This is a genomic window from Methanospirillum lacunae, from assembly GCF_003173355.1.
Taxonomy (GTDB): domain Archaea; phylum Halobacteriota; class Methanomicrobia; order Methanomicrobiales; family Methanospirillaceae; genus Methanospirillum; species Methanospirillum lacunae.
In genome coordinates this window covers 244,944-270,427 of sequence record NZ_QGMY01000007.1, presented here as the reverse complement: position 1 = coordinate 270,427, position 25,484 = coordinate 244,944, and the positions used below count along the sequence as shown (strand labels likewise).

20 protein-coding genes are annotated in these 25,484 nt (G+C 45.6%); 14 read left to right on the top strand and 6 right to left on the bottom strand.

Features of this window, described 5'->3' with window-relative positions; all coding sequences use genetic code 11:
- Positions 1-57: 57 nt before the first annotated feature.
- From DK846_RS09240 to DK846_RS09225, 3 genes are all read right to left on the bottom strand, one after another.
- Positions 58-1,137, bottom strand: coding sequence for a DMT family transporter (locus DK846_RS09240; protein ID WP_109968654.1), 1,080 nt, complete (start codon positions 1,135-1,137; stop codon positions 58-60).
- 65 nt (positions 1,138-1,202) lie between these two features.
- The gene (locus DK846_RS09235) at positions 1,203-3,560 is read right to left on the bottom strand and encodes a methyl-accepting chemotaxis protein (RefSeq protein WP_245926510.1); all 2,358 of its coding nucleotides are present in this window, start codon (positions 3,558-3,560) and stop codon (positions 1,203-1,205) included.
- A gap of 250 nt (positions 3,561-3,810) precedes the next feature.
- Positions 3,811-4,341, bottom strand: a complete 531-nt coding sequence (locus tag DK846_RS09225) for a hypothetical protein (protein ID WP_109968651.1) — start codon at positions 4,339-4,341, stop codon at positions 3,811-3,813.
- 686 nt (positions 4,342-5,027) lie between these two features.
- On the opposite strand from DK846_RS09225, the gene DK846_RS09220 reads away from it, so the two are divergent.
- From DK846_RS09220 to DK846_RS09190, 7 genes are all read left to right on the top strand, one after another.
- The gene (locus DK846_RS09220) at positions 5,028-5,870 is read left to right on the top strand and encodes a phosphate ABC transporter substrate-binding protein (RefSeq protein WP_109968650.1); all 843 of its coding nucleotides are present in this window, start codon (positions 5,028-5,030) and stop codon (positions 5,868-5,870) included.
- Between the two features lie 285 nt (positions 5,871-6,155).
- Positions 6,156-7,103, top strand: a complete 948-nt coding sequence (locus DK846_RS09215; RefSeq protein ID WP_109968649.1) for a HAMP domain-containing protein — start codon at positions 6,156-6,158, stop codon at positions 7,101-7,103.
- Positions 7,104-7,122: 19 nt separating this feature from the next.
- Positions 7,123-7,356, top strand: a complete 234-nt coding sequence (locus DK846_RS09210; RefSeq protein ID WP_109968648.1) for a hypothetical protein — start codon at positions 7,123-7,125, stop codon at positions 7,354-7,356.
- A complete protein-coding gene (locus tag DK846_RS09205; protein ID WP_109968647.1) occupies positions 7,353-8,984 on the top strand; it encodes a response regulator in 1,632 nt (543 codons plus the stop codon). The genes DK846_RS09210 and DK846_RS09205 overlap by 4 nt, the downstream gene beginning before the upstream one ends.
- Positions 8,981-11,851, top strand: a complete 2,871-nt coding sequence (locus DK846_RS09200; protein ID WP_109968646.1) for a methyl-accepting chemotaxis protein — start codon at positions 8,981-8,983, stop codon at positions 11,849-11,851. Before DK846_RS09205 ends, DK846_RS09200 begins: the two co-directional genes overlap by 4 nt.
- Positions 11,852-11,977: 126 nt before the next feature.
- The gene (locus DK846_RS09195) at positions 11,978-12,883 is read left to right on the top strand and encodes a phosphate ABC transporter substrate-binding protein (protein ID WP_109968645.1); all 906 of its coding nucleotides are present in this window, start codon (positions 11,978-11,980) and stop codon (positions 12,881-12,883) included.
- A 694-nt stretch (positions 12,884-13,577) separates the two neighbouring features.
- A complete protein-coding gene (locus DK846_RS09190; protein ID WP_109968644.1) occupies positions 13,578-14,477 on the top strand; it encodes a hypothetical protein in 900 nt (299 codons plus the stop codon).
- 135 nt (positions 14,478-14,612) lie between these two features.
- Here DK846_RS09190 and DK846_RS09185 read toward each other — a convergent pair whose 3' ends face one another.
- Positions 14,613-15,542: a phosphohydrolase gene (locus DK846_RS09185; protein ID WP_109968643.1), complete on the bottom strand. Its 930-nt coding sequence runs from the start codon at positions 15,540-15,542 to the stop codon at positions 14,613-14,615.
- A 216-nt stretch (positions 15,543-15,758) separates the two neighbouring features.
- Between DK846_RS09185 and DK846_RS09180 the strand changes: the two genes are divergently transcribed.
- Complete coding sequence (locus DK846_RS09180) at positions 15,759-16,220, top strand: HNH endonuclease (protein WP_109968642.1); 462 nt, start codon at positions 15,759-15,761, stop codon at positions 16,218-16,220.
- A 111-nt stretch (positions 16,221-16,331) separates the two neighbouring features.
- Here DK846_RS09180 and DK846_RS09175 read toward each other — a convergent pair whose 3' ends face one another.
- Positions 16,332-17,165, bottom strand: coding sequence for a TrmB family transcriptional regulator (locus tag DK846_RS09175; RefSeq protein WP_109968641.1), 834 nt, complete (start codon positions 17,163-17,165; stop codon positions 16,332-16,334).
- A 155-nt stretch (positions 17,166-17,320) separates the two neighbouring features.
- Here DK846_RS09175 and DK846_RS09170 point away from each other — a divergent pair, with 155 nt between their 5' ends.
- The 6 genes from DK846_RS09170 to eno all read left to right on the top strand — a co-directional run bounded on the left by DK846_RS09170 (position 17,321) and on the right by eno (position 24,797).
- Positions 17,321-18,964, top strand: coding sequence for a CotH kinase family protein (locus DK846_RS09170; protein WP_109968640.1), 1,644 nt, complete (start codon positions 17,321-17,323; stop codon positions 18,962-18,964).
- Between the two features lie 325 nt (positions 18,965-19,289).
- Complete coding sequence (locus tag DK846_RS09165) at positions 19,290-20,984, top strand: CotH kinase family protein (RefSeq protein ID WP_109968639.1); 1,695 nt, start codon at positions 19,290-19,292, stop codon at positions 20,982-20,984.
- Positions 20,981-21,784: a polyphosphate polymerase domain-containing protein gene (locus tag DK846_RS09160; RefSeq protein WP_109968638.1), complete on the top strand. Its 804-nt coding sequence runs from the start codon at positions 20,981-20,983 to the stop codon at positions 21,782-21,784. The genes DK846_RS09165 and DK846_RS09160 overlap by 4 nt, the downstream gene beginning before the upstream one ends.
- Positions 21,778-22,443: a DUF4956 domain-containing protein gene (locus DK846_RS09155; protein WP_109968637.1), complete on the top strand. Its 666-nt coding sequence runs from the start codon at positions 21,778-21,780 to the stop codon at positions 22,441-22,443. Before DK846_RS09160 ends, DK846_RS09155 begins: the two co-directional genes overlap by 7 nt.
- 18 nt (positions 22,444-22,461) lie before the next feature.
- Positions 22,462-23,406 carry a hypothetical protein gene (locus DK846_RS09150; RefSeq protein ID WP_109968636.1) on the top strand — a complete coding sequence of 315 codons (945 nt, stop codon included), beginning with the start codon at positions 22,462-22,464 and terminating at the stop codon, positions 23,404-23,406.
- 107 nt (positions 23,407-23,513) lie between these two features.
- On the top strand, positions 23,514-24,797 hold the full coding sequence (gene eno / locus DK846_RS09145; protein WP_109968635.1) for a phosphopyruvate hydratase: 1,284 nt from the start codon (positions 23,514-23,516) through the stop codon (positions 24,795-24,797).
- Between the two features lie 32 nt (positions 24,798-24,829).
- On the opposite strand, the gene phoU is transcribed toward eno, so the two are convergent.
- Complete coding sequence (phoU, locus tag DK846_RS09140) at positions 24,830-25,480, bottom strand: phosphate signaling complex protein PhoU (protein ID WP_109968634.1); 651 nt, start codon at positions 25,478-25,480, stop codon at positions 24,830-24,832.
- Positions 25,481-25,484: the final 4 nt, after the last annotated feature.

Below are 25,484 nucleotides of genomic sequence, written 5' to 3'. Positions count from 1 at the left end.
TATTCTTAATCCTGCGCTGCAGGAAGTATGATTCTACCTAAGATCTCCGGAAATCTGTTACCGTGTGTGTTGGTGTTGATGATGAATGTCTGGAGTATGTTCATGCTCATGAATGAGGTCCCGGTGCGAGTGAAGATGAGTATGATATCCATCCGGTCCTATAGGAAGGGTCCCTTTTGGGTGTGGATGATCATGATGTCCGTCGGTATGCCTGTGCCGATGATCATGAACATCAGGAGAATGACGGTGCATATGGCTGTGATGCTCAGTCAACAGGATTGCGATCCCGGTGAGCATCAGTCCAGCAGCAGGGATGAAGATCAAGCCTGGAATGTTCCTGAATATTATCAGACCCATGATGATACCAAACACCGGGTTTATTCCGAAGTAAGAGCCGGTTCGGGCTGGACCCAGATCCCTGAGCCCTTTAAGGAAACAGAATGTCATCAAACCGCCAAACCCGGTTATACCTATGATCGCGGCTACCACTGCCGGACCTGCTTGTGGAAGTGGTTCATCGATAATTCTAGAAATTGCGAAGGTGACTACTCCGGCAAAGAGGCCTTTATACATCACAATCTCAAGCGGATTACGACCTGCTATCTTTCGTGAGCAACTGGTATCCACACCCCAGCAGAGGCAGGTGAAGATAATGCCGGCTGCTCCTATGGAAAGTCCGAGTGAATGGTCCGGTCTCCAGACAAGGGTAATACAGGCGAGAGTGATACATCCAAGTGCAGTCCACACCCTTGGGCCTGCCCTCTCTCCTGATACAACCCTGGCAACCAGTGCAGTGGCGACAGCTTCGAAACTGAGTAGGACTGATGCCTCCCAGGCTGTAACGGTGCGAAGTGAAAGTGTGAGACTGGTTGTTGCAAGAACAGCCCCAAAGAATGAAGCCCCGATAACCCAGGGAACAGAACTCCTATTGAGCGGTGGCTCTTCTTCAGCAATCCCACGAAGATAACGGAAAAGCCGGTATACTGCCATTCCTCCCCCGCTTCCAAAATAGATTATACTAGCTAGCGTGATCGGTGCAATACCTGCCAGTGCCAGTTTTGCCATCGGTGCTGAAGAGCCAAAGAGAAATGCTGCAGCAAGGACAAAGAGAATTGGCCTTGTAGAAGACGAGATCACGGTCAGAACACATTGGTGTTAAAGCCCGATAAATAGGCGGGAGAAGGGAGGTTCTGACCTTATGATCAGATTCTGAATTTGCTCATCTCTTCCTCGATAAACTGAGTCGATTCGAGGGCCTTACTTACAACACTTCTAATTTCATCCATAGAGGTGTTTACATGGTCGATCATGGTGACGATCTGATCAACTGCTGCTGAAGACTCCTCACTTGCTGCTGCAAGTCCAACTGACTCCTTTGCAGTTTTCTGGATCATGTCTCCGAATTCATGAACAGTAGCGGTCACCTCTTCAACAGAGGCAGCCTGTTCCTGGCTCGCTGCTGCCACCTCGTTCATATTCTTGTCGATCTCAGATATGGACCCGACAATATCGCTGAATATGGCAAGTGACTCTCCAACTGCCTCATCACCATTCTTCACCTCTGTCAATGAGACCTTCACTGCATCCGCAATAAGTGCCGTCTTCTGCTGCAGGGCTGTGATGATTGAAGCAATATTTTCTGCAGATTTCTGTGAACCGGTTGCAAGATCCTTGACTTCACCGGCAACAACAGCAAATCCGAGTCCTGCCTCCCCAGCCCGTGCAGCTTCTATCGCAGCATTAAGAGCGAGTAGGTTTGTCTGCTCAGCGATCGAACTGATAATATCTACAATCCTTCCGATTTCGCTCATCTGGTTGTTGATATCGGTAACCATACGTTCGATATCAGATGATGAATGCATGATTCCCTGCATCCCGGCTTCAGCCTTTCCTGCTACCTCCTTACCGCGTTCTGAGAGTTGAGATGCACTTCCTGTCAGTGATGTTACATCATTCATCTTAGTAGCGACTTCAGACACAGTAGTTGCGAGATCCTGCATTGCATTCATGATCTGTTTGGTACTGTTGCCACAATGGTCTGCCATCGTGTTGACTGCACTGGCGATCTGGGCAACCTGACCGGTTCCTTTAGAGACGTCTTCAATACTGTGGTGTGCTTCAACCATTCCGCTCGTTACAGAATTGACGTTAGCCCCCACATGGCCCATTGCCTCTGACAATCCATCAACCTCCTGTTTGACCTTGGTGATGGCTTCGGAGATATCGGTACCGATGGTGTTAAGAGCATCCCTGAAAGTGAGAAACTCGCCCTTAAGCTGAAGTGACTGGTCAACCCGTGCGGAAAAGTCTCCTTTTGCATATTCGCCTGAAAGTCTCATCGCCTCTTTGATTGGTATTGCCATCGCGTCAACGGTCTTGTTTACTCCACCGATGATTAGGGCATAGTCACCCTGGAATTTGGATGAGTCTCCTCGTACATTTAGATTTCCCTCAGCAGTAGCAAAACTGATCGTCTGAACTTCATCCCTGAACCGCTCAAATGTTCTGATAACCTCAAGGAAGGACCTGTTTAGGATCCCGATTTCATCCATACTCGCTGACTCATTGACGCTGACTGAAAGGTTACCCTTGGTAATCTGTTCAGAAACCCTGACGAGTTCGGTCATCCGCCTTGATATCGAGTTTCCAAACCAGTATGAGATGGCAACCCCTGCGATGACACCAAGTATGATTACGAGGATGATGGTGTTCCTGATAGCATCAATCGGGCCCATAAAGTCGGCAAGGGATCCGTTTGCGATGATGATCCAGTCAAGGGGCTGATAATACGCGTATGCAGCGACTTTTTCGACACCGTTATAATTGTAGTGTATAAATCCGTTTTTCTTGGTGATGATCTCTTTGATAAAGGGGAGATCTGTGTCGCTCTTCCCTTCATTTGTCGGGTGAAGGATAGTATACCCGGTACTGTTAAGGACGTACATGTACCCCTTCTCCCCGATCTTCTTTGCCTTTATCTGGGATTTGAGCACACCAACCGTGGCATTCTCTTCAACACCCACAAAAAGAATCCCGACGATCTCCCCTTTTGCATTCTTGATAGGTTCATAAGCCGTGATATACGGTTTACCTACAACGATTGCCGATCCGTAGTAGGTCTCACCCTTGTTGATGACTGCGTCATATACTGCCTGAGATACAGTCGTGCCGATTGCCCGTTTGCCATCATCACCAATGACGTTAGTGGAGATCCTGACTGCCTTGTCACCCTCTTTTTGAAATATTGTTGCAGCCCCACCAACCAGTTTTTGCACCCCATCAACGATCTCGAAGTTATCATTCACCACATAACGTGATGATCCCGATGAGAGTATCAGTTTACCATCATTGATCTCTGGAGTCCCTTTAGAATAAAACGAATTTCTCAGGATGTTAAGATCGTCATTCACCTTGTTCTGGGTAAGGTTGTAGACCGTCGCGCTTTCATCTTTCATGTCAGAAACCTGGTTTCCAAGGTTCTGACTGATATCGCTGTACACTGCGTTATAGGCGCTAGTGTATGCAATGGCTCCGAGAGTGAGGACCGGTACGATGACCAATATCAGGCAGATGATCCTGATCTTCTGTCCTATTGTCGCATTATTTAAAAAAAATGAAATCTTTTCTCCAGTATTTACCTTCAGAATTATCCCTCCTCTTCTCCCTGTTATCCAAGCAGGAATAGAGAATAGGTACTCTAACAGATGTTACCATAATTCTATCGATTTTGCATGGCATAGTAATATATAATATAAGCTGTTTCGTTCGTGCTGAAATCCGTAAAAAAAGAGTAGATGGAAAAAAACTGGGTTACTTGGTTGAAAGAAGTGATCCTGCAAGTGATCCGACACTGGAGATAATATCTCCACTAATATCACCAAGTTTTACTGGAACTGCCACCTCTTTACTGAATGGCACTGCCGGAGCGACACCTAAAAAGTCTGGTGTTGCACTTCCGTTAATAATCAACCTGATTTCCCCTGTCCGTAATACTTCAAATGCAGATTTCACGATGGATGGATTTGAAACAAGTACGGGAATAACCAGTTCATCCTTACCTGGCTTTATCATAATTCCTTTCTTTTCACCTGATGCGAGTTGGATAGGGCCATCTCTTCCCTGATATGATACAGTATATGTAAGTGTTTTAATTGGAATAGCAACTGGATAAGAACTATCAACTTCAATAATAAATGAAAGACCAATCGCAGAAAGATTGACTGAATTGATCTCGGCCCCCTTGACAGTGAAGGTAGGAGCCTTTGGAGTGAATAATGCGCCAACGCCTATCCCGATAAGCAAGACAATGACCACAAGAATGATCCAGTACTGGCTCTTCATGAAACAGCGTCAGGTGGCGAGCGATTAATATGTTTGGTTTGGTTTTGATCTGATACCTTTGACAGATCCGGTTATGTTTCTGCAGGTATGAGAAAACTTTCTCTGATTCAGCCTACCGATTGTCGAGTTGAATAACCCTGCTTTATTATACTCAACGCCATAGTAAATTATGAATGAAACTCCCTTATTCAAACATATAGGGTTTTAGGATTAAATAGGTGCTAAATTAGAGATATTGAAAATTTGAGTTTCTGTCGCTGAGTATAGTATCGTTGCTTCCTGTTGAACTATGATCACCTGGTTATACATCTTCTCTTCTTTTCTGTCCTGTAAAATTCCAGTGGATCCCGAGGTGGTTCATGTTACTCTCCATGTAAATCATGGCATTAGGGTGTCAGATATCTAATATCCCGTTATATTCTCTACCCAGCAGAACCGTTATTTATGTGTCATTACACGTGTTTGCACAAATCAACCATCTTTACCATAACAGAAGACATGTAGTTCTTTATTCGTGGATTCGGATTTCTGATAGGTATAATATGATCCCAAAAATGGTCCCTCTTGATCTCGACTCTCTCCGGAGGTGAATAGATGATATAGATCTCTCTCATGACTCTATGGATCCCCGTTTTTCATGAGAAAATCTCTATGATCATTCCCACGTGATTAAGGAGGTGATGCGTATGTCGCAGCATGTACCTGGTTCACAACTCTCCGCTCTTGCCCTGGTTGCAGGACTCCTGGTAGTCCTTGCAGTTCTTCCGGCAGCGGTGAGTGCAGAAGGAAAGACAGTCACGATCTCCGGTTCAACCACCGTCCTCCCCATCGCCTCGGCAGTTGCCGAAGCATACATGGCAAAGCACTCTGACGTTGATGTCAAGGTGAGCGGAGGCGGATCAGGTGCCGGTATCTCTGCAATCTCGAAAGGAGCCGTCGATATCGGTATGTCATCCAGAGAACTGAGTTCTGATGAGAAAGCAGCCAACTCAAAACTGGTTGTCACACCTGTGGCAAAGGACGGTATTGCCATCATCGTCAACCCGGCAAATAAGGTTGATTCACTCACTCTTTCCCAGATAAAGGATATCTACACCGGCAAAGACAAGAGCTGGAAAGATGTCGGAGGAGAGCAGGCTGAGTTTAGTATTGTAGGCCGTGATAGTGCATCCGGGACCCGAGAATTCTTCTCTTCCGAAGTTCTTAAGAAGGCAGACTTCACTCCATTCATGGTTGAGAAGAACTCAAACGGTGCTGTCCAGCAGCTCGTCTCCCAGACTCCGAATGCAATCGGATACGTGGGTATGGGCTTTGAAGACGGAGTCAAGGTTCTTAACCTGAATGTTGATGGAAAGATGCTCAAACCAACTACGGCAACCGTCAAAAGCAAGGAATACCCGCTCTCCCGTGACTTATACTTCATAACCAACGGAGCACCCTCAGGTGCAGCTAAGGACTTTATCGACTTCCTCCTGAGCGCTGATGGTCAGAAGATTGTTGAAGAGCAGGGATTTGTATCACTCAAGTAAAACAGTGTAAGAAAGCCATAGCCAGCCCTATAATTTAGAAGATCTGATCTACCGGTGAAGAGATACACACAAATTTCATTCTAAACCTGTAGGATCCTGGGACACTCATTCCGGGTCCTATCTCTTCACCTTGTTTGATCTCTCTGTTTTAAGAAATTGCCACATTCTGTGGCTTTGTCTGATGAGTTATTCTTCCTTTAGTATGAGATTTTTCATGGATCATGGGCATAGTTCAATTCCTCTTCTCTTCCTCTATTGATCTCCTGATCTATCAGGAGAGACCTGATGTTCAGGGTTAATAAAGAGATTATATTCAGAATTATTATTGATCCAGCATTCTCATCATCCCTTCATGAAATACCAGAAGCATCCTCTCACAAAAAATGCCCCTCTGCAGCCTGGGTGCATGGGAGAAGCAATATGACGTCCATGATCAATTCGATCATGACAAAACTCACCGCTGGTTTTGTTATCCTCGTTTTGGTTATATCAGGGCTTACCTTCCTCTTCACCTATGGAGCCTCTTCAGGAAAAATTCAGGAGTCAACCCAGCAGGAACTGCTGGCGCTGGCTTCAATAACTGCAGCGGATCTGAATGGTAATGAAATTGCCAAGTTACAGCCAGGAATGGAATCTGAAGTTCTGTACATTATGAATGCAGAACAACTCGCAAAAATGGCAAAATCAGATCCTGATATTGTCAAGATATATACTCTGCGTAATGGCAGTTCAGACATAGAATATGTTGTAGACTCCGGATACAATACAGGAAAGCGAAATTTCAGGATTGGCGATGTTGAATCTACACCAACTGGGGCGATGAAAGACGCCTTCTCTGAACGACAGGTTGAACCGGAGTTTGTAAATCGCCCTTGGGGAACCGTACTTGCAGCATATGCCCCGATAAAAGATGCAAAAGGTCAGGTTATCGGGATCGTCGGTGTTGATATGGATGCCGGAGTGGTTCAGGGCAGGATGAACTTTGTCGGACAGACGATCTATCTCATTCTGATCCTTGGAATTATCTGTGCCGGTCTGATTATCGCGGTCTTTTCTCGGACAATGATCAGGGATATTCACATCCTTATCGATTCTGCAAACCGGATAAGCAGGGGAGAGACAGACGTAACGATCTCTATCTCACGCAATGATGAGATCGGTGAGCTAGCCTCCTCATTCAAGCGAATGGTCACCAGTTTGAAGATTCTCATGCATCAGGATTATCAGGAGTGATCCAACCTGGTGGACCATTATGACCACGACTTCAGACACCGTCCTGGTGATTGCAACCGAGTACCTCGGGCCGGCAGCTATCACCCTCCTTGAACGTCAGACCAAATTTCACATGAACGGATTAACGTTCAGGGATCTTGAACCGTCACATTGCGCAGACCTCTCAAAGTGGGTAGGCATCGCATCGGCCATGTTCATCGAACAGGACCAGGCACAGGAACTTGCAGACAAGATCAAAAGGGTCGGAATATGAGAACTTTCCGGCAGCCTGGCCATATCCACATTCTTCATCTTGATGATGAACCGATCATTCTGGAGATCACCAGGATGTACCTCGAAAAAACCGGGAAAATCTCTGTTGATACGACTACAAGCCCACAGGAAGCCATAAAGAAACTCTCCTCTTTCAGATATGATGCGGTTGTTTCAGACTATGAGATGCCTGTCATGGATGGGATAGAGTTTCTCAAAGAGATCAGGGACTGTGGGCATGATCTTCCGTTCATCCTATTCACCGGGAGAGGTCGTGAAGAGGTCGTCATCAGGGCATTTAACAACGGTGCCACGTTCTATCTTCAAAAAGGAGGAGATCCGGGATCCCAGTTTGCAGAACTTGCAAAAAAAGTCCTTCATGCTGCCGGACAGTACAGAACAAAGCAGAAAATCCACCACCTATACCAGATATTTCAGGCACTCCGTGAGGTATCAGGGACTCTGCACGGTGATGAGGAGATCGAGAGAAAACTTCAGAATGTATGCAGGATCATCTCTTCAGGCCGTGGGTATCATAATGTCCGGGTCGTCATTTTTGACCGGGATGGTGGTGTCAGGTCAGTGTATCATGCAGGCCTTGAAAGCCGGATCAATGATCTCATCACGTATCTCAAGGCAGGAAATCGGACCTCCTGCACTCGTCGTGCCATAGTACAGAGTCTAGAACCGGTGATCTGTGAGCCTAATCAGACCTGCATGGAATGTCCTCTCTATCCTGATCATCAGGGACAATATGCCCTGACCATGAGGCTTGAGCATGCCGGTGAAGTTTACGGAGTGCTGTCTGTCACCCTTTCGGGTGATTACGCATCCGATCCTGATGAACTGGCCATGTTTTCTGAGTTGTGCAGTGAGATTGCCTATGCAATCCACCATTATGCTCTTGAAGAAGAGCAGACTGCAATGGAGGCACTAATGGGGACGAGCAGGAAATTGCACATCATTAATAGTATTACCAGGCATGACATCAGGAACCAACTTACCATCCAGATGAACTCGTATGAACTCCTGCTTGAGTGTGCAGAAGCTAACCCCGAGATTAGGCCGTATGTTGCTGCAATTGGTTCTAGTATAAACAGCATTCATGAGCACCTGGTTTTCTCTGATGTGTATCAGAAAATAGGGATTCAGAGGCCGAGATGGCTCTCTGTAGGTGCAATAATAGAAGGGATCACTTGCTCTCATGAGTTTGGCGATCTTGCTATCCTTCACTCTACCGGAATGGTTGAAGTCTATACTGATGTGATGTTTGGCAAAATTATTAGCAACCTGATAGAGAACGCAATCATGCATGGAAAACGGGTCACTACTGTCAGGATCAGTTTTATGGAGGAGATTAATGGCGGTGTTCTGGTCGTAGAGGATGATGGGGTTGGAGTGCCAGATGATCTCAAAGAGAAGATCTTTGAACGCGGGTTTGGGAGTAACACCGGCCTTGGGCTCTATTATACAAGAGAAATTCTGGGAATCACCGGGATGGGCATTGCAGAGACCGGGCAAAACCTGAAAGGTGCAAGATTTGAAATCCATATCCCGAAGAAAGGATACCGTATCAAGAACGGACATGATGTGTCCGGAAGGATTTCCCTGCCGGTGAGCGAGGGATGAACGCAAATAATGCAGGTTCATCAAGACCTGGCGATCTCGAATTGCTGATCCGTCTTCTCACTTCATCGTCAGATAATCACACTGACTGGAGCGAAGAAGTCAGGGTCTTTCCGTCTCCGATTCTTGTCTGCGACGGTATGCTGACCATCCTTAATGCAAACGATGCCTTCTACCTCACATCAGGGTATGCATCAAGATCCCTGAGTGGCAGTCATCTGAAGGATATCCCGATGTCACTTCTGTCAGGTGAATCTGTCTGGGATGCTGCTTTGATGAGAAAACCCGCAAGTAGTGTTGTTGAGTTTAGGTTCCCTTCCAGGTCTGATCTCTATCAAACCACTGCCCTGCCTGTGATGGATGGAAATGGGTCACTCATCTATTTGTTGCTTATTCTGGCTGAAATCAGAGAGGATGATGATCTCCCTTCGTATGACAAAATCCGGCGTTCCTGGTCAGATCATGCTGAAATACTTGTTGAATCTGATGGAACTATCCTCTCAATATCTCATCTGGCCGCATCATATCTAGGAGTAAATCCAACTACCTCCCGTGGAATAAGGTTACAAACCCTTTCTCACTTTCAGGCAACAGAAATCCCTGGTGATCAGATTCTGGAGAAGATTCTTGCTGTCAGGGAAGAGGATGAACCAGTGTCTTTTCTGTTACCAGGGTTATGTTCTTTCCTAGTGCAGGCTGACCGGAGAATGATTCCTCTTCTCAAACGCCATGTTGTTCACCTCCTGATCACTCCCTTGCCTTCCGGGATATCTTCCATTCCTGACGGATTTTTAGAATTGTGCTCGCTAATAGACAGTACCACGGATCCCGGTGCCTCTGATCTGCAAAAATGCTGCCAGACTGTCCGGCAGATTTGCACTGATATTTCAGGTGGGCATCTAATGTGCGGGGGTCACCAGAATCCCAGGGATCTGATGTCACAGGTACAGGGGCTAATATCTGAACGGGCTCTCCTTCAGGATGTTATCCTCTCCTCTGACCCTGAAATTCCTGATGATGCCATAATGAGCACACGGACGCGGATGACGTTGCTTATGATAGAGTCTTTTCGCCACGATCTGGGTATTCATCCCGGTGGTTTATGTTCTCAACCGGCCGTTTCTCTCACCCCTCTTAACCTTAATGAGTACAAGGGATTGTTTGCAGATATTGGTGAAATTTTTAATGAGGCACTTATTAAGTCCAGGGAAGAGGAACGTGCTCCAGAACAGTCAGGAGATTCATTGCATCATGAGATATCCAATCTCTGTAAGCAGTTTACATCCGGTAATTTGTCTGTCCGTCTAGATCCTGGTCAATTTCAGGAGAATGAACAGGTTTCAGACCTGGTATTGGATATGAACCAGATGCTCGACTCGGTGGAGGCCCAGTACAGAGTACTAGCAACAACCATCGAACAGTTGAAAACCGGTTGGATTCCTGTGTCAGTTGGAGATATTCCTTCTGGCCCGTTTGAAGGAATGATCAGGGATCTCGACGAAGCCCTGAGTTCACTTCAAATGATGATTGCAACAGTGGAATCGCTGACAATGTCGGTGATGCATGGTGATCTCTCGACACGAGGTGATCTCTCTGGTCTTTCAGGTTACTACCAGGCACTGGTAACCGGGATGAACCGGATGATTGGCCTTATTCATGCACCGCTTGAAGAAGTTAGGAGGGTGAGTGGTGAGTATGCCCTTTGCAGGTTTGATGCACGGATGGATGAAAATATCTCATATCCTGGAGATTTTGAGAACCTGAAAGCCTCACTTGATGCAATAGGTATCTATTGTCAGGGTGTGGTCAGCGAGATTGACCGTGTGTGCAGCGGTTATGCTGACGGAGATTTCGCGAACCGGATGGGGAGAAAACTCGAAGTAACTGGTGATTTCGTCACTATCAGGTCGTCTCTTGACAATATTGGGGTCAGGATCTCTGAGAGTATTCTGGATCTCAAGAGTACTTCCACCACCATGAACAATGAGGCTGATCTCATGAGAGAAGGGATAGCCTCAGTTGCAGGTCAGGCAGAGACGCTCGCTGCTTATGCGTATTCTGTTTCAGAACGGGCTGGTCAGGTCAAAAATGAAGTCCAGCAGATGATAAAGGGGACTGATGCCGCAATGCATTCCCTTCGATTGATGACATCAAAGTCTGAATCTGTTGCAGATATCTCATCCAGAGCTGATGAAATCTCGTCCCGGGGAATTGAACTTGCAGGAAAGAGTAGAGACGGCATGGATGCAATATCAGGTGCGACTGAACTCATCGCTGCAAGAACAATCAGAATACAGGAGGAACTTGGCAGAATACACAAGATCATAGGCCTTGTTACCGATATTACGAGCCAGACAAACCTGCTCGCAGTAAATGCCGCAATAGAAGCTGCCCAGGCTGGAAACGCAGGTAAAGGGTTTGCAGTTGTAGCTTCAGAAGTAAAACGACTGGCTCTAGATTCAAAGAGTGCACTGGTGGGAATTTCAGATACCCTCCAATCACTAAATAAGGCGTTTGAAGAGGTAAGGGATGGGGTTGATGGTGCACGAGAGGAAGTAAAAACACGGAGTATTGCGGTAAAAGAGATGGTAAACATGTTTCAGAATATGTCCTGTGAGATAGGAACCATCGCTATAATGAGCAGGGGGGTAGTTCAGGTTGCTGATGAGCAGGAAGAGATGATTCAGATCCTTGATAGACGTGCACAGGTAATTGGTGATCTAATGCAGGAGACAACAAAAGACGCTGATGCATCATCACAGGCTTGTAATGAATCCTGCCGTTCTGTTGAGGAAATCTCTCTGCATATCGAGACTGTTGCAGGCCTTGCAGGTCGTATTCACTCTGATATTAGCAGGTTTAATGTCTGATTGTTTCTCAATAGATCTCTATAGGAATCAGTTGAATACATCTTCATCCTTTCTCTCTATGGTGTATAGCGGGAAAGCCCATGAGCACTCAGGTCAGAGTAGTATGAACCCCACGAGTGTTGGAGTATGATGAATTCAAAAACCGCTATGTTAGGATGTATTCTGATTGGCCTTCTTCTGTGCTCTGTTCTGATGGCAGGTTGCACTGGTAATTCTTCAGGCCAGACTGAAAAGAAAGTCACCCCTGCAAACACTACCACTGCCGTAAAAGCCACATCCGGTGGATCAGTTCTCACTGTTGCCGGATCAACCACTGTCCTGCCTGTAGCAGCAAAAGCTGCAGAATCATTTATGACTGCTCACCCCGGTATCGATGTACAGGTGACTGGAGGAGGATCTGGTGCAGGAGTTAAGGCAGCAGGTGAAGGTACTACCATGATTGGAATGGCTTCACGTGACCTTACTAGTGATGAGAAGACAAAGTACCCGGGCCTGAAGACTCACCAGATTGCAATCGATGGTCTGGCGTTCATTACAAATCCGAAAAACCCTATTCCATCATTGACTCTGGAGCAGGTCAAAAAGATCTATGATGGTAACATCACCAACTGGAAAGATGTCGGAGGAAGTGACGCTGCAATCGTTGTAGTCGGCCGTGATAGTGCTTCAGGTTCACGGGACTTCATGACCTCATCTGTAATGAAGAATGCAGATTATGTCAAGACCCAACTTGAGAAGAACTCGAACGGTGCTGTCCAGCAGACCATCGCCCAGACAGAAAATGCTATCGGATATGTAGGACTTGGATATATCGATTCCAGTGTTCATGCAGTTCCCGTTTCGGTGAACGGAACTACTATCACTCCAAGTATTGAGACCGTAAAAGCAGGTACCTATCCACTTGCACGCCCTCTTTACCTCCTGACCAAGGGAGAGCCTTCAGGCGATGCAACAAATTTCATTGCATATATTGACAGTCCTGATGGACAGAAACTCGTCACAGAAGAAGGGTTTGTAACCCTTAACAAGTGATTTCTTAAACTCCCTTTTTTCCAGGATACCTGGTAGTATTGATGAAATGAGAGAATTTCAATTTCCCTTTTTCTTGATCTGGAGAATGGGCTGTGCAATGCTGAGTCCTGTTGGTTCTTATTATGCGACCACCGGAGGTACTCACCTATTTGGAAAGGAAGAATATTCACTCCCCGTCGCAGGTAACTGAATAAGCACATCAGAAAAGATCACTGGTTTTTTTACATCCATTATTATCAATATTCCTGGTATTCTGCAAAATTATCTCTCTAAAAGTAACCTCGTTTAAAAAGCGCTCATGTTTCTTCCAGGGGACGGTTTAGTGTATAAAAGAATTGATAATGTTCCAGCGCCTTGAATTATCAGATTGTAATCATATCAGATGCAAACTTGGGAATGCAATTGTACAAAATGATACATATAGACCTAGAACAAGGCACGGCCACAGTAACCGGTGGAATAAAGACTATCCGGGTGACATTATACATATAAGACTTCAAAGGTAAATCCTAATCTATCAATTTTACGAAAATGTTAGCGGATTTTTTCGGGTGACAAGGATCTATTTGCATATTCATTTCGAAGAAATATCCTTCGATGGTTCGCAATGTTTATCTATATAACTTGTTTCAATGACATCGGTTGTTCATTATAAGAAACGATTTATCATGTATCCACCCATGAGTACTAGTTGATGCTGAGAGTATCGGCAAATATTGTAGGAGTAAGAATGAGATTCTCTATTGCAGCACTTATAGCAGTGGTTGCCCTTGTGGCACTTACCGGTTTTGCATCAGCAGACCGTCTGCCCAATGCAACCCCTGAAAACCAGGTCTTCTCTATTGATACCGTTATTGATGTTACTGGAGCAGTCGACGACAAGACCACTATGTCTTGGGTAATTGCAAACCCCAGCTCTATTCCAACCGGAATTCTGAAGGCTGGTCAGTCTATTGCTGATGTCACATTCCGTGACTCAATACTCACTAATGGTGGAAAGCTCGCAGAGAACAAGAACTTTGATTTCAACTCCAAGAACCAGGCTAACGGTCTGTACAACATTGAGCAGCAGAAGGTTCTGACCTACGCCAGCACAGAAGGGGCACACCTGGTCGGGGAAGAGGAATACACTCTCTCAGTTGCAGGTAACTATGGAAGCGGCGACAGTAACATCCGTTGTGTCTTCTCACAGGCAGACAATAGCAACCTTCCGGCATTCTGTAACATTGTCTCTGCCAAGAGCAGCCTTGTCAATGTAAACAGCGCTCAGATCTCGACCAAGGGTCAGATTCGTGGAGTAGCCGAGACCGCTGATGTTCCGGCAGCTCTGAACTACCAGATTGCAGTCACTCCTGATGCAAACTCAGGCAGCGGCTTTGCAGAAGGTACTGTAAAGACAGTCTTTGCAGGCAGCATCATGGAAGCCCGTGATGGCGGCGACAGCAACTATGCATTAAATGGTGCAAATGGCGGCGCATCTGCAACCTGGAACAAGACCTCAGCAACCAACACCTGGAAAGACACTACCGAAGTGACCGGTGGCATCAAGACCTTACAGAAGGCCTTCACCTACCAGTCCGGATTCAGGGTATAATCTCTGAATTAAAACTTTCCACTTTTTTTTAATTGTTTAACAGCACTGACTTCGGTTTTATTGAAATGACGGATGTTTCCTGATTATAAAAAGAGTTTCAGGTCTTCAGGGAAAGGTTCAGGTTTTTAGCATCGTTTACCTGATTAGTGTGCCCTGGATGAATTTCATTCCACTCAAAATCTGCTTCTCCGATCCATCGGTTTCACCGCTGCACTCAATTCTTACTTCTATGTATGGGGTGAGTGGGCCGGCTGCGATCTTTGGTCCCAAAATTTCCTGTACCTGATAGAGGCCCGCAGAGTTTGACATCCGGATAGCGATTACTATTGGAATTTCCTGTCCTCGTTCTATCTGCACTGTGTCGATAGATAGTGCAGATATTGTGTGAATAGAAACCCTCCCCTGATCGTAGGCAGTTCTCGCTCTCCCTGTGGTCATGTCAGTTGCATCCCCTATACAGACTGCTCCGGCTTCAATGGTGAGGGGTTTTGGCTCTCCATGATGGGTGTAGATCGATCCCAGAATGAATGCCCTGATTCTTGCCATCTTCTCCTGATCTTCATAGATCTGCGGGAGAATTCGATCGAGGATGGGACTTGCAAGGAGAAGGCTGTGTGAAATATGATCTGTTCTGTGGACCTCATTCCCTATATCGTGACATAACGCAGCTGTTAATACTATCAAAAAGGCATCATCAAGATCACCCATCCCTGAGTTGATGATATCGGGAACAATGCCTCCGGCGATGAGATATTCGAGTATCTGAAGAGCAGATGCAGTTGCAACAATGGCATGAACTCTTCCGTGGTCATTCATCCCAAGTTTCTCGACTGTTATATAGTTTGCACACTCCCAATGTATTACAAGGTCGGAATCATGGGAGAGAAGATCCCAGGCTTTATTGGTTTTAAGCCTGCTTCTCACAAGGTTGGCAATAAGAGAGAGTGATCGCTGTCTGATCTCTTCCTCTGAGAACTCTGACTGGGTATTGGTATGAATATCGTATTTGTCTAATCCCATCAGTTCTGAAATGTTTGGGGGAATCGGGGTGGAACTGCTGTCCATGGGGATACTCCTGTTGATATCTACAAGGTTGTTTCTTACCGAGTTTATGGTAGTATCAGTTTCTCTATATTTTTGTTATGCCTCATCTGGACATATTGTTCAAAATTTCCTCTCATATGTGGGTTTTGTTAGTATTACTTCTTTTTATTGGTTAAAATGGTCTTAAGATATTGTCTTTAGGAAAAATCTATATATTTTTGAAGGCGATGATCAATTATGGTGGATTCAGACACCATTTCTGGTCCTGCCGGGCATCCCTGCCTTTGGTGTGGAAATTTGACCGGATCACGGAAGACGTACTGTTCTGATATCTGTGAAAGGCGGTTTCTCACCTGGCTGGAAACTGAACCTGCATCTGTCAGGGGAAGCAGGCCGCCATTCTGGAATCTTATCCGGCGTCAGGCCCTTGAGCGGGATGGACACCAGTGCCAGATCTGTGGTAATACTGCAGAGCTCTCGGTCCATCACATAGTTCCTCTTTCTGAAGGTGGTGATTCAACACTCCACAACCTTAGAGTTCTCTGTCATTCATGCCACCAGAAAGAGCATGGGCGGCACACGTCGATTGTCAGAAAGAAGAAATTTAGGATAAGGATACGACACCAGCCAATGTATATTCCTGCCACTTTCTTTGGAGACTGGATAAACCAGTCGGGAGGAGAGGTATATCCATCATAGGATTACAGTGCATATCATATTGTTTTAGAGCAACCACATGAAACGATATTTGTTCCAATGCGTGCAAATGATTTATTTTCAATGAATAGGACACCTCTCAAGATTATACCATTAACCATCTTTTTTGTGAGAAGGTGCCTGGCAACCCTCAAGGTGTCGAGAAAAATTTGATATTCTGTCCCTGGTCATCAGGATGATCACCTTGTTTGAAGAATGGAGTCCTGATACCTTTTTCGCCCTTATGGGTGGTATGGAAAAAGCCTCTCGATCATCAATCACGAGGTCTAGAATATTTCTGATCTCAATGTACTGATCTATATCAGGATTAGAGTCCGGTGGGTGGGGCAGGCAATCAGGACCGGGAGGTGTAAAAAGTCTAATGGTTACATCTTTGCTCTTGAATCTCTCTATTAACTCCTGTTCCTGTATTAGATTGTCAGATATGATAGTCAGAGAAATGGCCGGGCATCTGATTTTTGTTTTAAAGAATATGGGGAGATAACGTTCTCCCATAACACAGTCAATCTTATGGTCAGCCCCGGTGATAAGATCCAGGATTTTATGTTCTACTACGGTATTCCCATATACCGACCAGACAGCCTCATCCAGTTCTTCTGTTATCTTCTCTCTTTTGAGTCGGTCTAACTCTTCTGCTGCAATTGAAGCAGCCTGGGTATGAGTTTCAAGAAGAATACGGAGGGCGGTTTCAGGGTGTACTGGCGCATATACGGCAGGTTTAGTATATTTTTTAAAAACAAGGCCCATATCTTGTAATTTTTGAAGGCTTTCGTAGATACTTGGTTTTGAAATGTGCAGGAATTCGATGAGATCCCTGGCTCCTGCCTGATCATACAGGACAAGTGCTGCATATACTTTAGCCTCGTATGTTGTAAGACCGAGCGTATTGAGAGCAGAGATAAGAGGTTGGTGGAACTTGTCTGTCATATACTAATCAGATACCTGTTAATATCCAACTCATTGGTTGTAAAATTTTTTACTAGTATTTCCGGACAACACTGACGATAGTAGATTTCTCTGCGGTTCTGATTATCTCAATTGCCGTATGATTGACTCTATAGTTTAGATAAGGTACTGACATCATGAAACCAAAATTGTATGCAGGATTAATTCTTGTAACTATAGTGATTGCCAGCATGGGTCTGGTTCTCGCAGCCGATTCCTCTTTAAAGATGGGTAACACGGATAGTAAAAATCTGACTTTTTCTTCATTACCTGATTATCAGGTTATGTTCCCGCAGAACTCTGTACAACGTATTGACATCATCATTACTCCTGAAGATTGGCAGAAGATGCTTGATGATATGACTCACAGATATGGTGAATTTGGGAATAGTTCACAGATGCCGATGGGTGGGCCGGGTCCTGGAAATCCTGATGAGGATGGTCCCGGAAAAGGAGAGATGCATCAAGGCCTGGAGATGAATCAGGATGATTCTGACAATCCTGTTGTTGTTCCCGCAAAAGTGACTGTCCAGAATGTTACTCTTGATAAAATTGGGATAAGGTTTAAAGGACAGAGTTCGCTCTCTGGTTCATGGAGAGAAGGATCTTACAAGATCTCCATGAAACTAAACTGTGATGAGTACGAGGATGAAAACCCAGAATTGAAAAATCAGAAACTCTTTGGATTTGACGAACTCAGCCTGAAGAGCGGGTTTGGTGACAGTTCCCTGATTCGTGATAAGGTTGTCCCTGATATCTTCCGGAATGCCGGTGTTCCTGCCCCGGAAACTGCCTTTTACCAGGTATATGTGGACACCGGAAGCGGACCTGTATACTTTGGATTGTACACAATGATCGAAGATGTTGCGGATACAATGATTACTTCACAGTTCACGAATGGGTCTGGCAATCTGTACAAGGCAGAAAACATTCGTACATCGTCCTTTGCAAACTCATCCTTTAATATTAGCGGGTTTAGTAAGGAGACCAACAAGAAGAAAGGGTCCGCTGATCTTGAACAGATTTACGAAGCCCTGAACTCAGATCTCCGAACAACAGATCCTGCTGCATGGCGTTCAGGTCTTGAATCAATTCTCAATGTGGATGAGTTCATCACCTGGCTTGCAGCAAACACCATCATTCAGAACTGGGACACCTATGGTATGGCGTCTCATAATTTCTTCTTATACCATAATCCGGAAGATGGTCGGTTTGTCTGGATCCCCTGGGACAATAATGAGGCATTGCAGAATCGGTCTGCAGGGATGGGTGGCAACTTTGGACCAGGTGCTGGAATAGGATCAGAAAACCTGTCACCAGCTGCGGGACCTGGGTTTGCCAGGATGCCACCTGAACCTGGAAATGATTCCCCGATGAATGGACCACCCGGGGGTCAAGGCATTGGTGGAGGAATGGGAGGTGATCATCCGTTGGGTGGTCAGTTAAGCCTCAGCCTTGATGAAGTTGATGACCAGTGGCCGCTCATAAGATATCTTATGGACGATCCGGTGTACCATGAGAAGTATGTTCAAGCGGTTGAGAAGGTAATATCTGGAGCATTTTATCCAGATAATCTGAAACCGCTCTATACTAAAAATCATGATCTCATTGCACCATATGTTATCGGGGAAAATGGAGAACAGAAGGGTTATACTCTGCTCAAAAGTCCTGAAGAATTTAATTCATCACTTGAAGCTTTGCTCTCTCATGCAGATTCCAGGTACACCGATACAATGGCGTACCTGGCAGAGATGAAAGGCAACTTAGCCGGGGCTTCCTGATCCAATATCTTTCAATTATCCTGTTTTTTCTCAAAAAAGGTTCTATTTTTCCTTGATTCATAATGTGATTTTCCATCAGTTGATGTTAGACCTTTGCTATGGTCTCTTCGAACTGAAAGATTCAATATCCAACCCTGTTGTTGTGAAATTCTTTACTACCTAGCATAGCAACCATTGGTTGTATCAGATTAATCATATTCTCAATAGGTCGGTAAGTTATGTACTACTATATAGTCTGCTCTTTCGCACATGGCAGAATATGACCTCTGGGAAGTGATTCTGAGATGATAACAACCCTGTCCGGAGAGAGAATCCCCGGACCGTCATGAAAACCAACATCGGAATGAATGAAATGATATATACTCGAATTCTGCCAGTTCTCATTATCCTGCTCAGTGCAGGGCTGGTTCAGGCAGCTGTGATCTCCAATACCTCATCTCCAGGCATGGTATCTACCCTTGCCACAACCGATTCAAAACAGGATAATCTGGATACAGGGGCTGATGATTCAGATGAACCCGACTATGATCTGGTATTTCCAAATAACTCTGTAAATCGGATTGATCTAGTCATAAAACCTGATGACTGGCAGAAGATGCTGAATAACATGACCGAACTCTACGGTGAATTTGGAAATAACACTCAAATGCCTCTACCAAATGAGAATTTCACTCCAGGTGAAAATTCTGGAGAGATGGGTATGCCTGGTGGGCATGGGATGCCTGACGTGAATCCCGTGTATGTTCCTGCCCAAGTCACGTTGAATGGAAAAACCCTTGATAATGTAGGGGTCAGGTTTAAAGGATTCAGCTCTCTATCAGGATCCTGGCGCGAAGGCACATACAAAATATCTCTGAAATTAGACTGTGATCAATTCAAGGATGATCATCCTGAAATTAAAGGACAGACTCTCTATGGATTTGATAGACTCAATCTCCAGAGTGGGTATGGGGACAATTCCCTGATGAGGGACAAGATTGTCACAGAGATCTTCCGCGATGCTGGGGTCCGTGCTCCCAGAGCCTCTTTCTATCAATTATACATCGATAAAGGGAATGGTCCGGAGTATTTCGGTCTTTACACGATGATCGAAGACGTGGGAGATACCATGATCTCATCCCAGTTCGACGATGATTCTGGTAATTTGTACAAAGCCGAAGGTGAACATGATGCAACCTTCCAAAACGGCACATTCAACTCCAGTTTCTTTGATAAGGAGACAAATAAGAAGCAGAATGATTACAGTGATCTTGAACAGTTCTACACTGCATTGAACTCTGAAAAGAGAATATCAGATCCTTCAGCATGGAGATCTGATCTTGAATCCATCTTTGATGTAAACGAGTTCATCACCTGGCTTGCAACAAACACTGTCATCCAGAATTGGGATACATACGGCTCGATGGCCCATAATTTCTATCTGTATACCAATCCTTCAACCGGCCAGGTAACCTGGATTCCCTGGGACAACAACTTTGCACTGCAGAATGGCTCTGAAGGTATGGGTGGAGATCACCCTGATTTTGGTAACTTCTCTGCCGGAAACAACTTCCCGTTCTCATCTGGTATGGACAATGTTGGCAATCAGGATGTGGGCACCAATGTGAACCTGACACCCAAAGCATTCCCAATGAGAGGTCCTGGGGGTATGGGGGATGGGATGAACATGACCCATATGGGACCTGGTGGCGCAACGCAGGAGATCAGTCTTGGAAATGTCACGAGTGACTGGCCTCTTATCAGGTATCTGATGGATGATCCGGTATATCACCAGAAATATGTGAGTGCAGTTGATGCAGTCATCACTGAAGTGTTCAACCCGGATCGGATGAATGCCATCTATACCAGAAATCACGAACTCATCAGCCCGTATGTGGTGGGGGAGAATGGAGAGCAGGAAGGATATACACACCTAAAGAGTTCAGAGGATTTCACGAAATCCCTTGACTCACTGATCTCCCACACCTCATCACAGTACGAGGCTGCACAGAAGTTCCTTAAAGATCAGGGGGTTGCATGATGGAATCCGTGCAACATGTATCCGAAAAAGAACAATCACCTGATACTGTTCTTGATCGGTTCCAGTCCATTGGACTTGAAGAGATGGAGCATGCCAGTTTGCAGGACCGTAAAGAGTCTAAATACCTGCTTACTGCAGAGCAGGCTCGGGATCTTATCTTACATCTCCCTGATACATACCGGGTATTTGAGGTAAATGGGCAACGTGTCCAGACCTATTCGACAACATATTATGACTCACCTCATTTGAGCCTTTACCTGACCCATCATAACGGAAACAAACCACGCTACAAAGTAAGGACCAGGTCGTATGTTGGGTCTGATCTGAGTTTCATTGAAGTCAAAGAGAAGAAGAACACCGGAAGGACAGTAAAACACAGGCTGCAAACTGATGGGCTCATTACAACCCTGGGGGCAGATCTCCGTGAATTTTTTAGTTCATGTCTTCCATATGATTACTCCCAGTTCATGCCGGTTTTAGTCAATGAATACAAACGTATCACACTTGTATCAACAACCGGTCCTGAACGTATCACTCTGGATGTTGATCTCTCTTATCATTGTGCATCGACAGATCTAGCCCTTCCTGAAATTGTGATTGCTGAATTGAAGCGGAGTAGTGAACACTCTGACTCACCAGCTTTTGACTATCTGACCCGGATGCGGGTAAAACCAAAAGGATTCTCTAAGTACTGTATCGGGATCTCATTATTGTACGGTAACCTGATCAAACATAACAACTTCAACATGACACTCCGCTTACTCCAGAAGATGATGCACGGAGGACCGATACGATGGTAATTTCAGATTCTGTTTTATTTGTCGCCGGGATGGTAATAAATCTCATCTTCTCCCTGATCATTGTCAGAGGAATTTACTATCCTCATCGGCGGGCACAGGACTATGTCTTTACATTCATGGCCTTCTCAGTGGTTGTATACCTGATAATGGGTCTTTTCACATCGGTCGAGCTCTCAATAGGTGCCGGGTTTGGATTGTTTGCACTCTTCTCTGTATTGCGGTACCGCACCGATACGGTCCCGATCAGGGAGATGACCTATCTCTTTGTCATCATCGCTCTCCCGATCCTGAACTCGATCCTTTTTGGGAGTGGTCAGTATGTCAACATGGTCCTTTCAAATCTCATGATCATCCTGGTTCTCTGGATCCTTGAGAAAAAATGGGGATTTAGGTATGAACAGTGTAAACTGGTCAGGTACGAAAGGATCGAACTCGTACGGGCAGATATGCGGGATGAATTGATCGCCGATATCAGGGATCGAACTGGCCTTCCGGTGACGAAGGTTGAGGTTATTGAGATGGATTATCTACGTGACTCAGCTGACCTCATGATCTCGTATGATGAGAACGCTCCCCTGGTTCCCAAAGATCCTTCCCTGGTTTCACCACTTCAGAACAATCCTGATCAACTTCCTTCAATAGGGATCACAGGTCAGTAACCCCTTTTTGAGATAAACATGATAGTATCTGATAATTCTCCTAGTGGAACGGCTAAACAGTTTGTACATGGCTGCTGGCAACACAGGCCAATGAAACCATCTTCCTTTTGCTGTCTCATTTTTTTGGTACTATCTTCAGGAATACTTGATACGGCTGATGCGGACAGGCTTCCTTCAACAGTTCCGGAGATCCAGGAGATGACCATTGAATCCCAGATTGAAGCAAACGGACCTCTTGATGATTCTACAAAGATGGACTGGATTACAGTAAAGAATGGATCGACAACCGATACAACCATTGGAAAGGGTGAGCTGATCTCGTCTGCTGTGTACCGGGAATCGCTACTTTCTAATGGAGGCCTCTTTGACGGTGTGAAGAATACCGGGTTTGATTCATCTGATCAACGGGATTCGTCCTTTAACCTTGAATCCGAAAAGGTCATGACCTATTCAGGAACCGATGGATCGCACCTTGTTGGAAATGACTACCTGCTCCTTGATGTGAATGGGAACTATACAAGTAATTCAACTGATTCTGTGATGTGTGTGTTTAGTGATGAAGATTATCTGATCCCGAATCCAGCTTTCTCTGATTATGTTGAGGCTCAGGGCTCACTGATAAATTTCAATAGTGGGGAGGTGTCAACAAAGAGCCAGGTTCGCGCAGTTGGATCACGAATCAGCACCTCTGCAGGGCTCTCATATCAGATTGAAGTCAGTCCTGACATCTCATTAGGAGAGGAGTCTGCAGAGGGGATAGTAAAAACGAGATTTGCCGGCATTATCAATGAGGCACGTGACAAAAAGACAACCACTTCATCAAAGAGTAAAAGTAAAAACCCCTATGCGAATGACTGGAATAAGACTGCTGCAACCAACACATGGAAGGATGAGACTGATGTGGCTGGTGATATCTCCCTATTGCAGAAATCCTTTGGCTATAAATCTGGGTTGAAACTTTGATTCATCATCCATCAGACACCCGTATGATCATGAGTCGCGTTGGTTGTGTTAGAAGACAGGGTATTTCAGGTCTCACTCCCACTGAGTGAAGATACTGAGGGAACGCCATGGATACCAGTATCAAGACAATAAAAGCCCGGGAGATCATTGATTCCCGAGGCAATCCCACGGTTGAGGTTGATGTAACTCTTGCCAGCGGGCTCATGTCCCGTGCAGCATGTCCGTCCGGTGCCTCCACCGGCATCCACGAGGCTGTAGAACGCCGGGATGGGGGAGCAAGGTTCTCAGGGAAGGGTGTGATTGGAGCGGTAACCTCGGTGAACAACGAGATTGCAAAGGCTCTTGCAGGTATGAACGCGGCAGATCAGAAGGCGATTGATGAGAAGATGATCGCTCTCGATGGCACTGAGAACAAGGGAAAGCTTGGTGCCAACGCGATTCTCACCGTTTCGATGGCGGTTGCACGAGTACATGCAGCAGCAGACGGGGTTTCACTCTTCAAATCCCTTGCATCAGGGCCATACTCACTTCCGGTCCCATGCATGAACATTATGAACGGAGGAGCTCATGCAAACTGGCAGGGCTCTGACTTCCAGGAATATATGATAGCACCTGTTGGTGCTCCTGACTTCCCTCATGCAATGCAGTGGGGGTGCGAGGTCTACCAGTCACTCAAATCAGTTCTCAAGAAGAAAGGATTATCGACAGGAGTTGGTGACGAGGGTGGGTTTGCACCACAGGTTCCCTCAAACAGCGAACCGGTCTCGCTGATCATTACTGCGATTGAAGAGGCAGGTTATGTCCCGGGTAAGGATATCTGTGTTGTGCTTGATCCTGCATCAAGCGAGTTTTTCAAGGATGGGGTCTACACCCTGAAGACTGAAAAACGTTCTCTCTCTTCTGGTGAGATGGCAGATTATTATCGCGATCTGACCACCACATTCCCTATCATCTCGATAGAGGATGGGCTTGCCGAGGATGACTGGGCTGGATGGACAGAACTGACAAAGGCGATAGGATCTAAAGTCCAGCTCGTCGGCGATGACCTTTTTGTCACAAATACTGTCCGTATCAGCAGGGGTATCAAAGAAAAGGCTGCGAACGCAGTTTTGATAAAACTCAACCAGATCGGAACGGTCACTGAGACAATTGATGCAGTCAGGATGGCACAAAAAGAAGGGTGGGGAGCAATGATCTCACACCGGAGTGGTGAGACGTGCGACTCCTTTATTGCAGATCTTTCTGTTGCTCTTGCTACCGGGCAGATAAAGACAGGTGCACCCTGCCGGGGTGAGCGTGTTGAGAAGTATAACCAACTCCTCCGGATTGGCGAGGAACTTGGATCTTCTGCAGTATACGCTGGAAAATCTGCGTTCAGAACCTCCATGTGAGGTTTTTTTTACTTTTTATTCCCGAAATCAGGTTAGTTTATCTCGATCCGGTCCCCGGTGACCATGTAAATACTCATTTCAGCGATGTTACACGCCTGATCACCACAACGCTCAAGATAACGGTCAATGATCACATATCTTGTAAGGACTGGGACATCCTCTTTTTCTTCCTGCATTCTGCTGATAAACCCGGTGAGTACATCACAGTAGAGAGTGTCAACCTCTTCATCCCGATCACGCATTGTGATGATCTTTGTGATGTTGCGTTCATCATATGCACTTAATGCATCCTCAATCATTCCTATGACGAGTCTGCCCATGGAGATGAGGGCCTCACAGTCCTTCAGGTTGCAGCATTTTGTCAGGATTGCAGTTGTTTCCGCGATATCATATCCCATTCTGCCGATTCGTTCAAAATTGTAAATAATTCTGATTGAAGCGACACATTCACGCATATCCTTGGCTACGGGCTGGTAGAGAGCAAGATACTGGAAGAGTGAGTCCTCCAGCGGAACAAACATGGATTTCAACTCGTTTTTTAATCGTGATATCTCCATTGCCTGCTCTGTGTTCCCTGACTCAAAAGCATCAATACTCTCTTTCAGCATACTTAATGCGAATTTGCCAAATGATACCACCGACTGGTGGAGTTGCTCTAGTTCTGCCTGGCTTTTTTCTGTCATGATC

Excerpts from the sequence above, each read along its gene's own strand:
- DK846_RS09165 (WP_109968639.1), top strand. The coding sequence starts at position 19,290 with ATGAAAACCAACATCGGAATGAATGAAATGATATATACTCGAATTCTG.
- DK846_RS09210 (WP_109968648.1), top strand. The coding sequence starts at position 7,123 with ATGACCACGACTTCAGACACCGTCCTGGTGATTGCAACCGAGTACCTC.
- DK846_RS09175 (WP_109968641.1), bottom strand. The coding sequence starts at position 17,165 with ATGACAGACAAGTTCCACCAACCTCTTATCTCTGCTCTCAATACGCTC.
- DK846_RS09180 (WP_109968642.1), top strand. The coding sequence starts at position 15,759 with ATGGTGGATTCAGACACCATTTCTGGTCCTGCCGGGCATCCCTGCCTT.
- DK846_RS09215 (WP_109968649.1), top strand. The coding sequence starts at position 6,156 with ATGTTCAGGGTTAATAAAGAGATTATATTCAGAATTATTATTGATCCA.
- DK846_RS09155 (WP_109968637.1), top strand. The coding sequence starts at position 21,778 with ATGGTAATTTCAGATTCTGTTTTATTTGTCGCCGGGATGGTAATAAAT.
- DK846_RS09225 (WP_109968651.1), bottom strand. The coding sequence starts at position 4,341 with ATGAAGAGCCAGTACTGGATCATTCTTGTGGTCATTGTCTTGCTTATC.
- DK846_RS09160 (WP_109968638.1), top strand. The coding sequence starts at position 20,981 with ATGATGGAATCCGTGCAACATGTATCCGAAAAAGAACAATCACCTGAT.
- phoU (WP_109968634.1), bottom strand. The coding sequence starts at position 25,480 with ATGACAGAAAAAAGCCAGGCAGAACTAGAGCAACTCCACCAGTCGGTG.
- DK846_RS09190 (WP_109968644.1), top strand. The coding sequence starts at position 13,578 with ATGCTGAGAGTATCGGCAAATATTGTAGGAGTAAGAATGAGATTCTCT.
- DK846_RS09195 (WP_109968645.1), top strand. The coding sequence starts at position 11,978 with ATGATGAATTCAAAAACCGCTATGTTAGGATGTATTCTGATTGGCCTT.
- eno (WP_109968635.1), top strand. The coding sequence starts at position 23,514 with ATGGATACCAGTATCAAGACAATAAAAGCCCGGGAGATCATTGATTCC.
- DK846_RS09170 (WP_109968640.1), top strand. The coding sequence starts at position 17,321 with ATGAAACCAAAATTGTATGCAGGATTAATTCTTGTAACTATAGTGATT.
- DK846_RS09205 (WP_109968647.1), top strand. The coding sequence starts at position 7,353 with ATGAGAACTTTCCGGCAGCCTGGCCATATCCACATTCTTCATCTTGAT.
- DK846_RS09150 (WP_109968636.1), top strand. The coding sequence starts at position 22,462 with ATGATAGTATCTGATAATTCTCCTAGTGGAACGGCTAAACAGTTTGTA.
- DK846_RS09220 (WP_109968650.1), top strand. The coding sequence starts at position 5,028 with ATGTCGCAGCATGTACCTGGTTCACAACTCTCCGCTCTTGCCCTGGTT.
- DK846_RS09200 (WP_109968646.1), top strand. The coding sequence starts at position 8,981 with ATGAACGCAAATAATGCAGGTTCATCAAGACCTGGCGATCTCGAATTG.
- DK846_RS09185 (WP_109968643.1), bottom strand. The coding sequence starts at position 15,542 with ATGGACAGCAGTTCCACCCCGATTCCCCCAAACATTTCAGAACTGATG.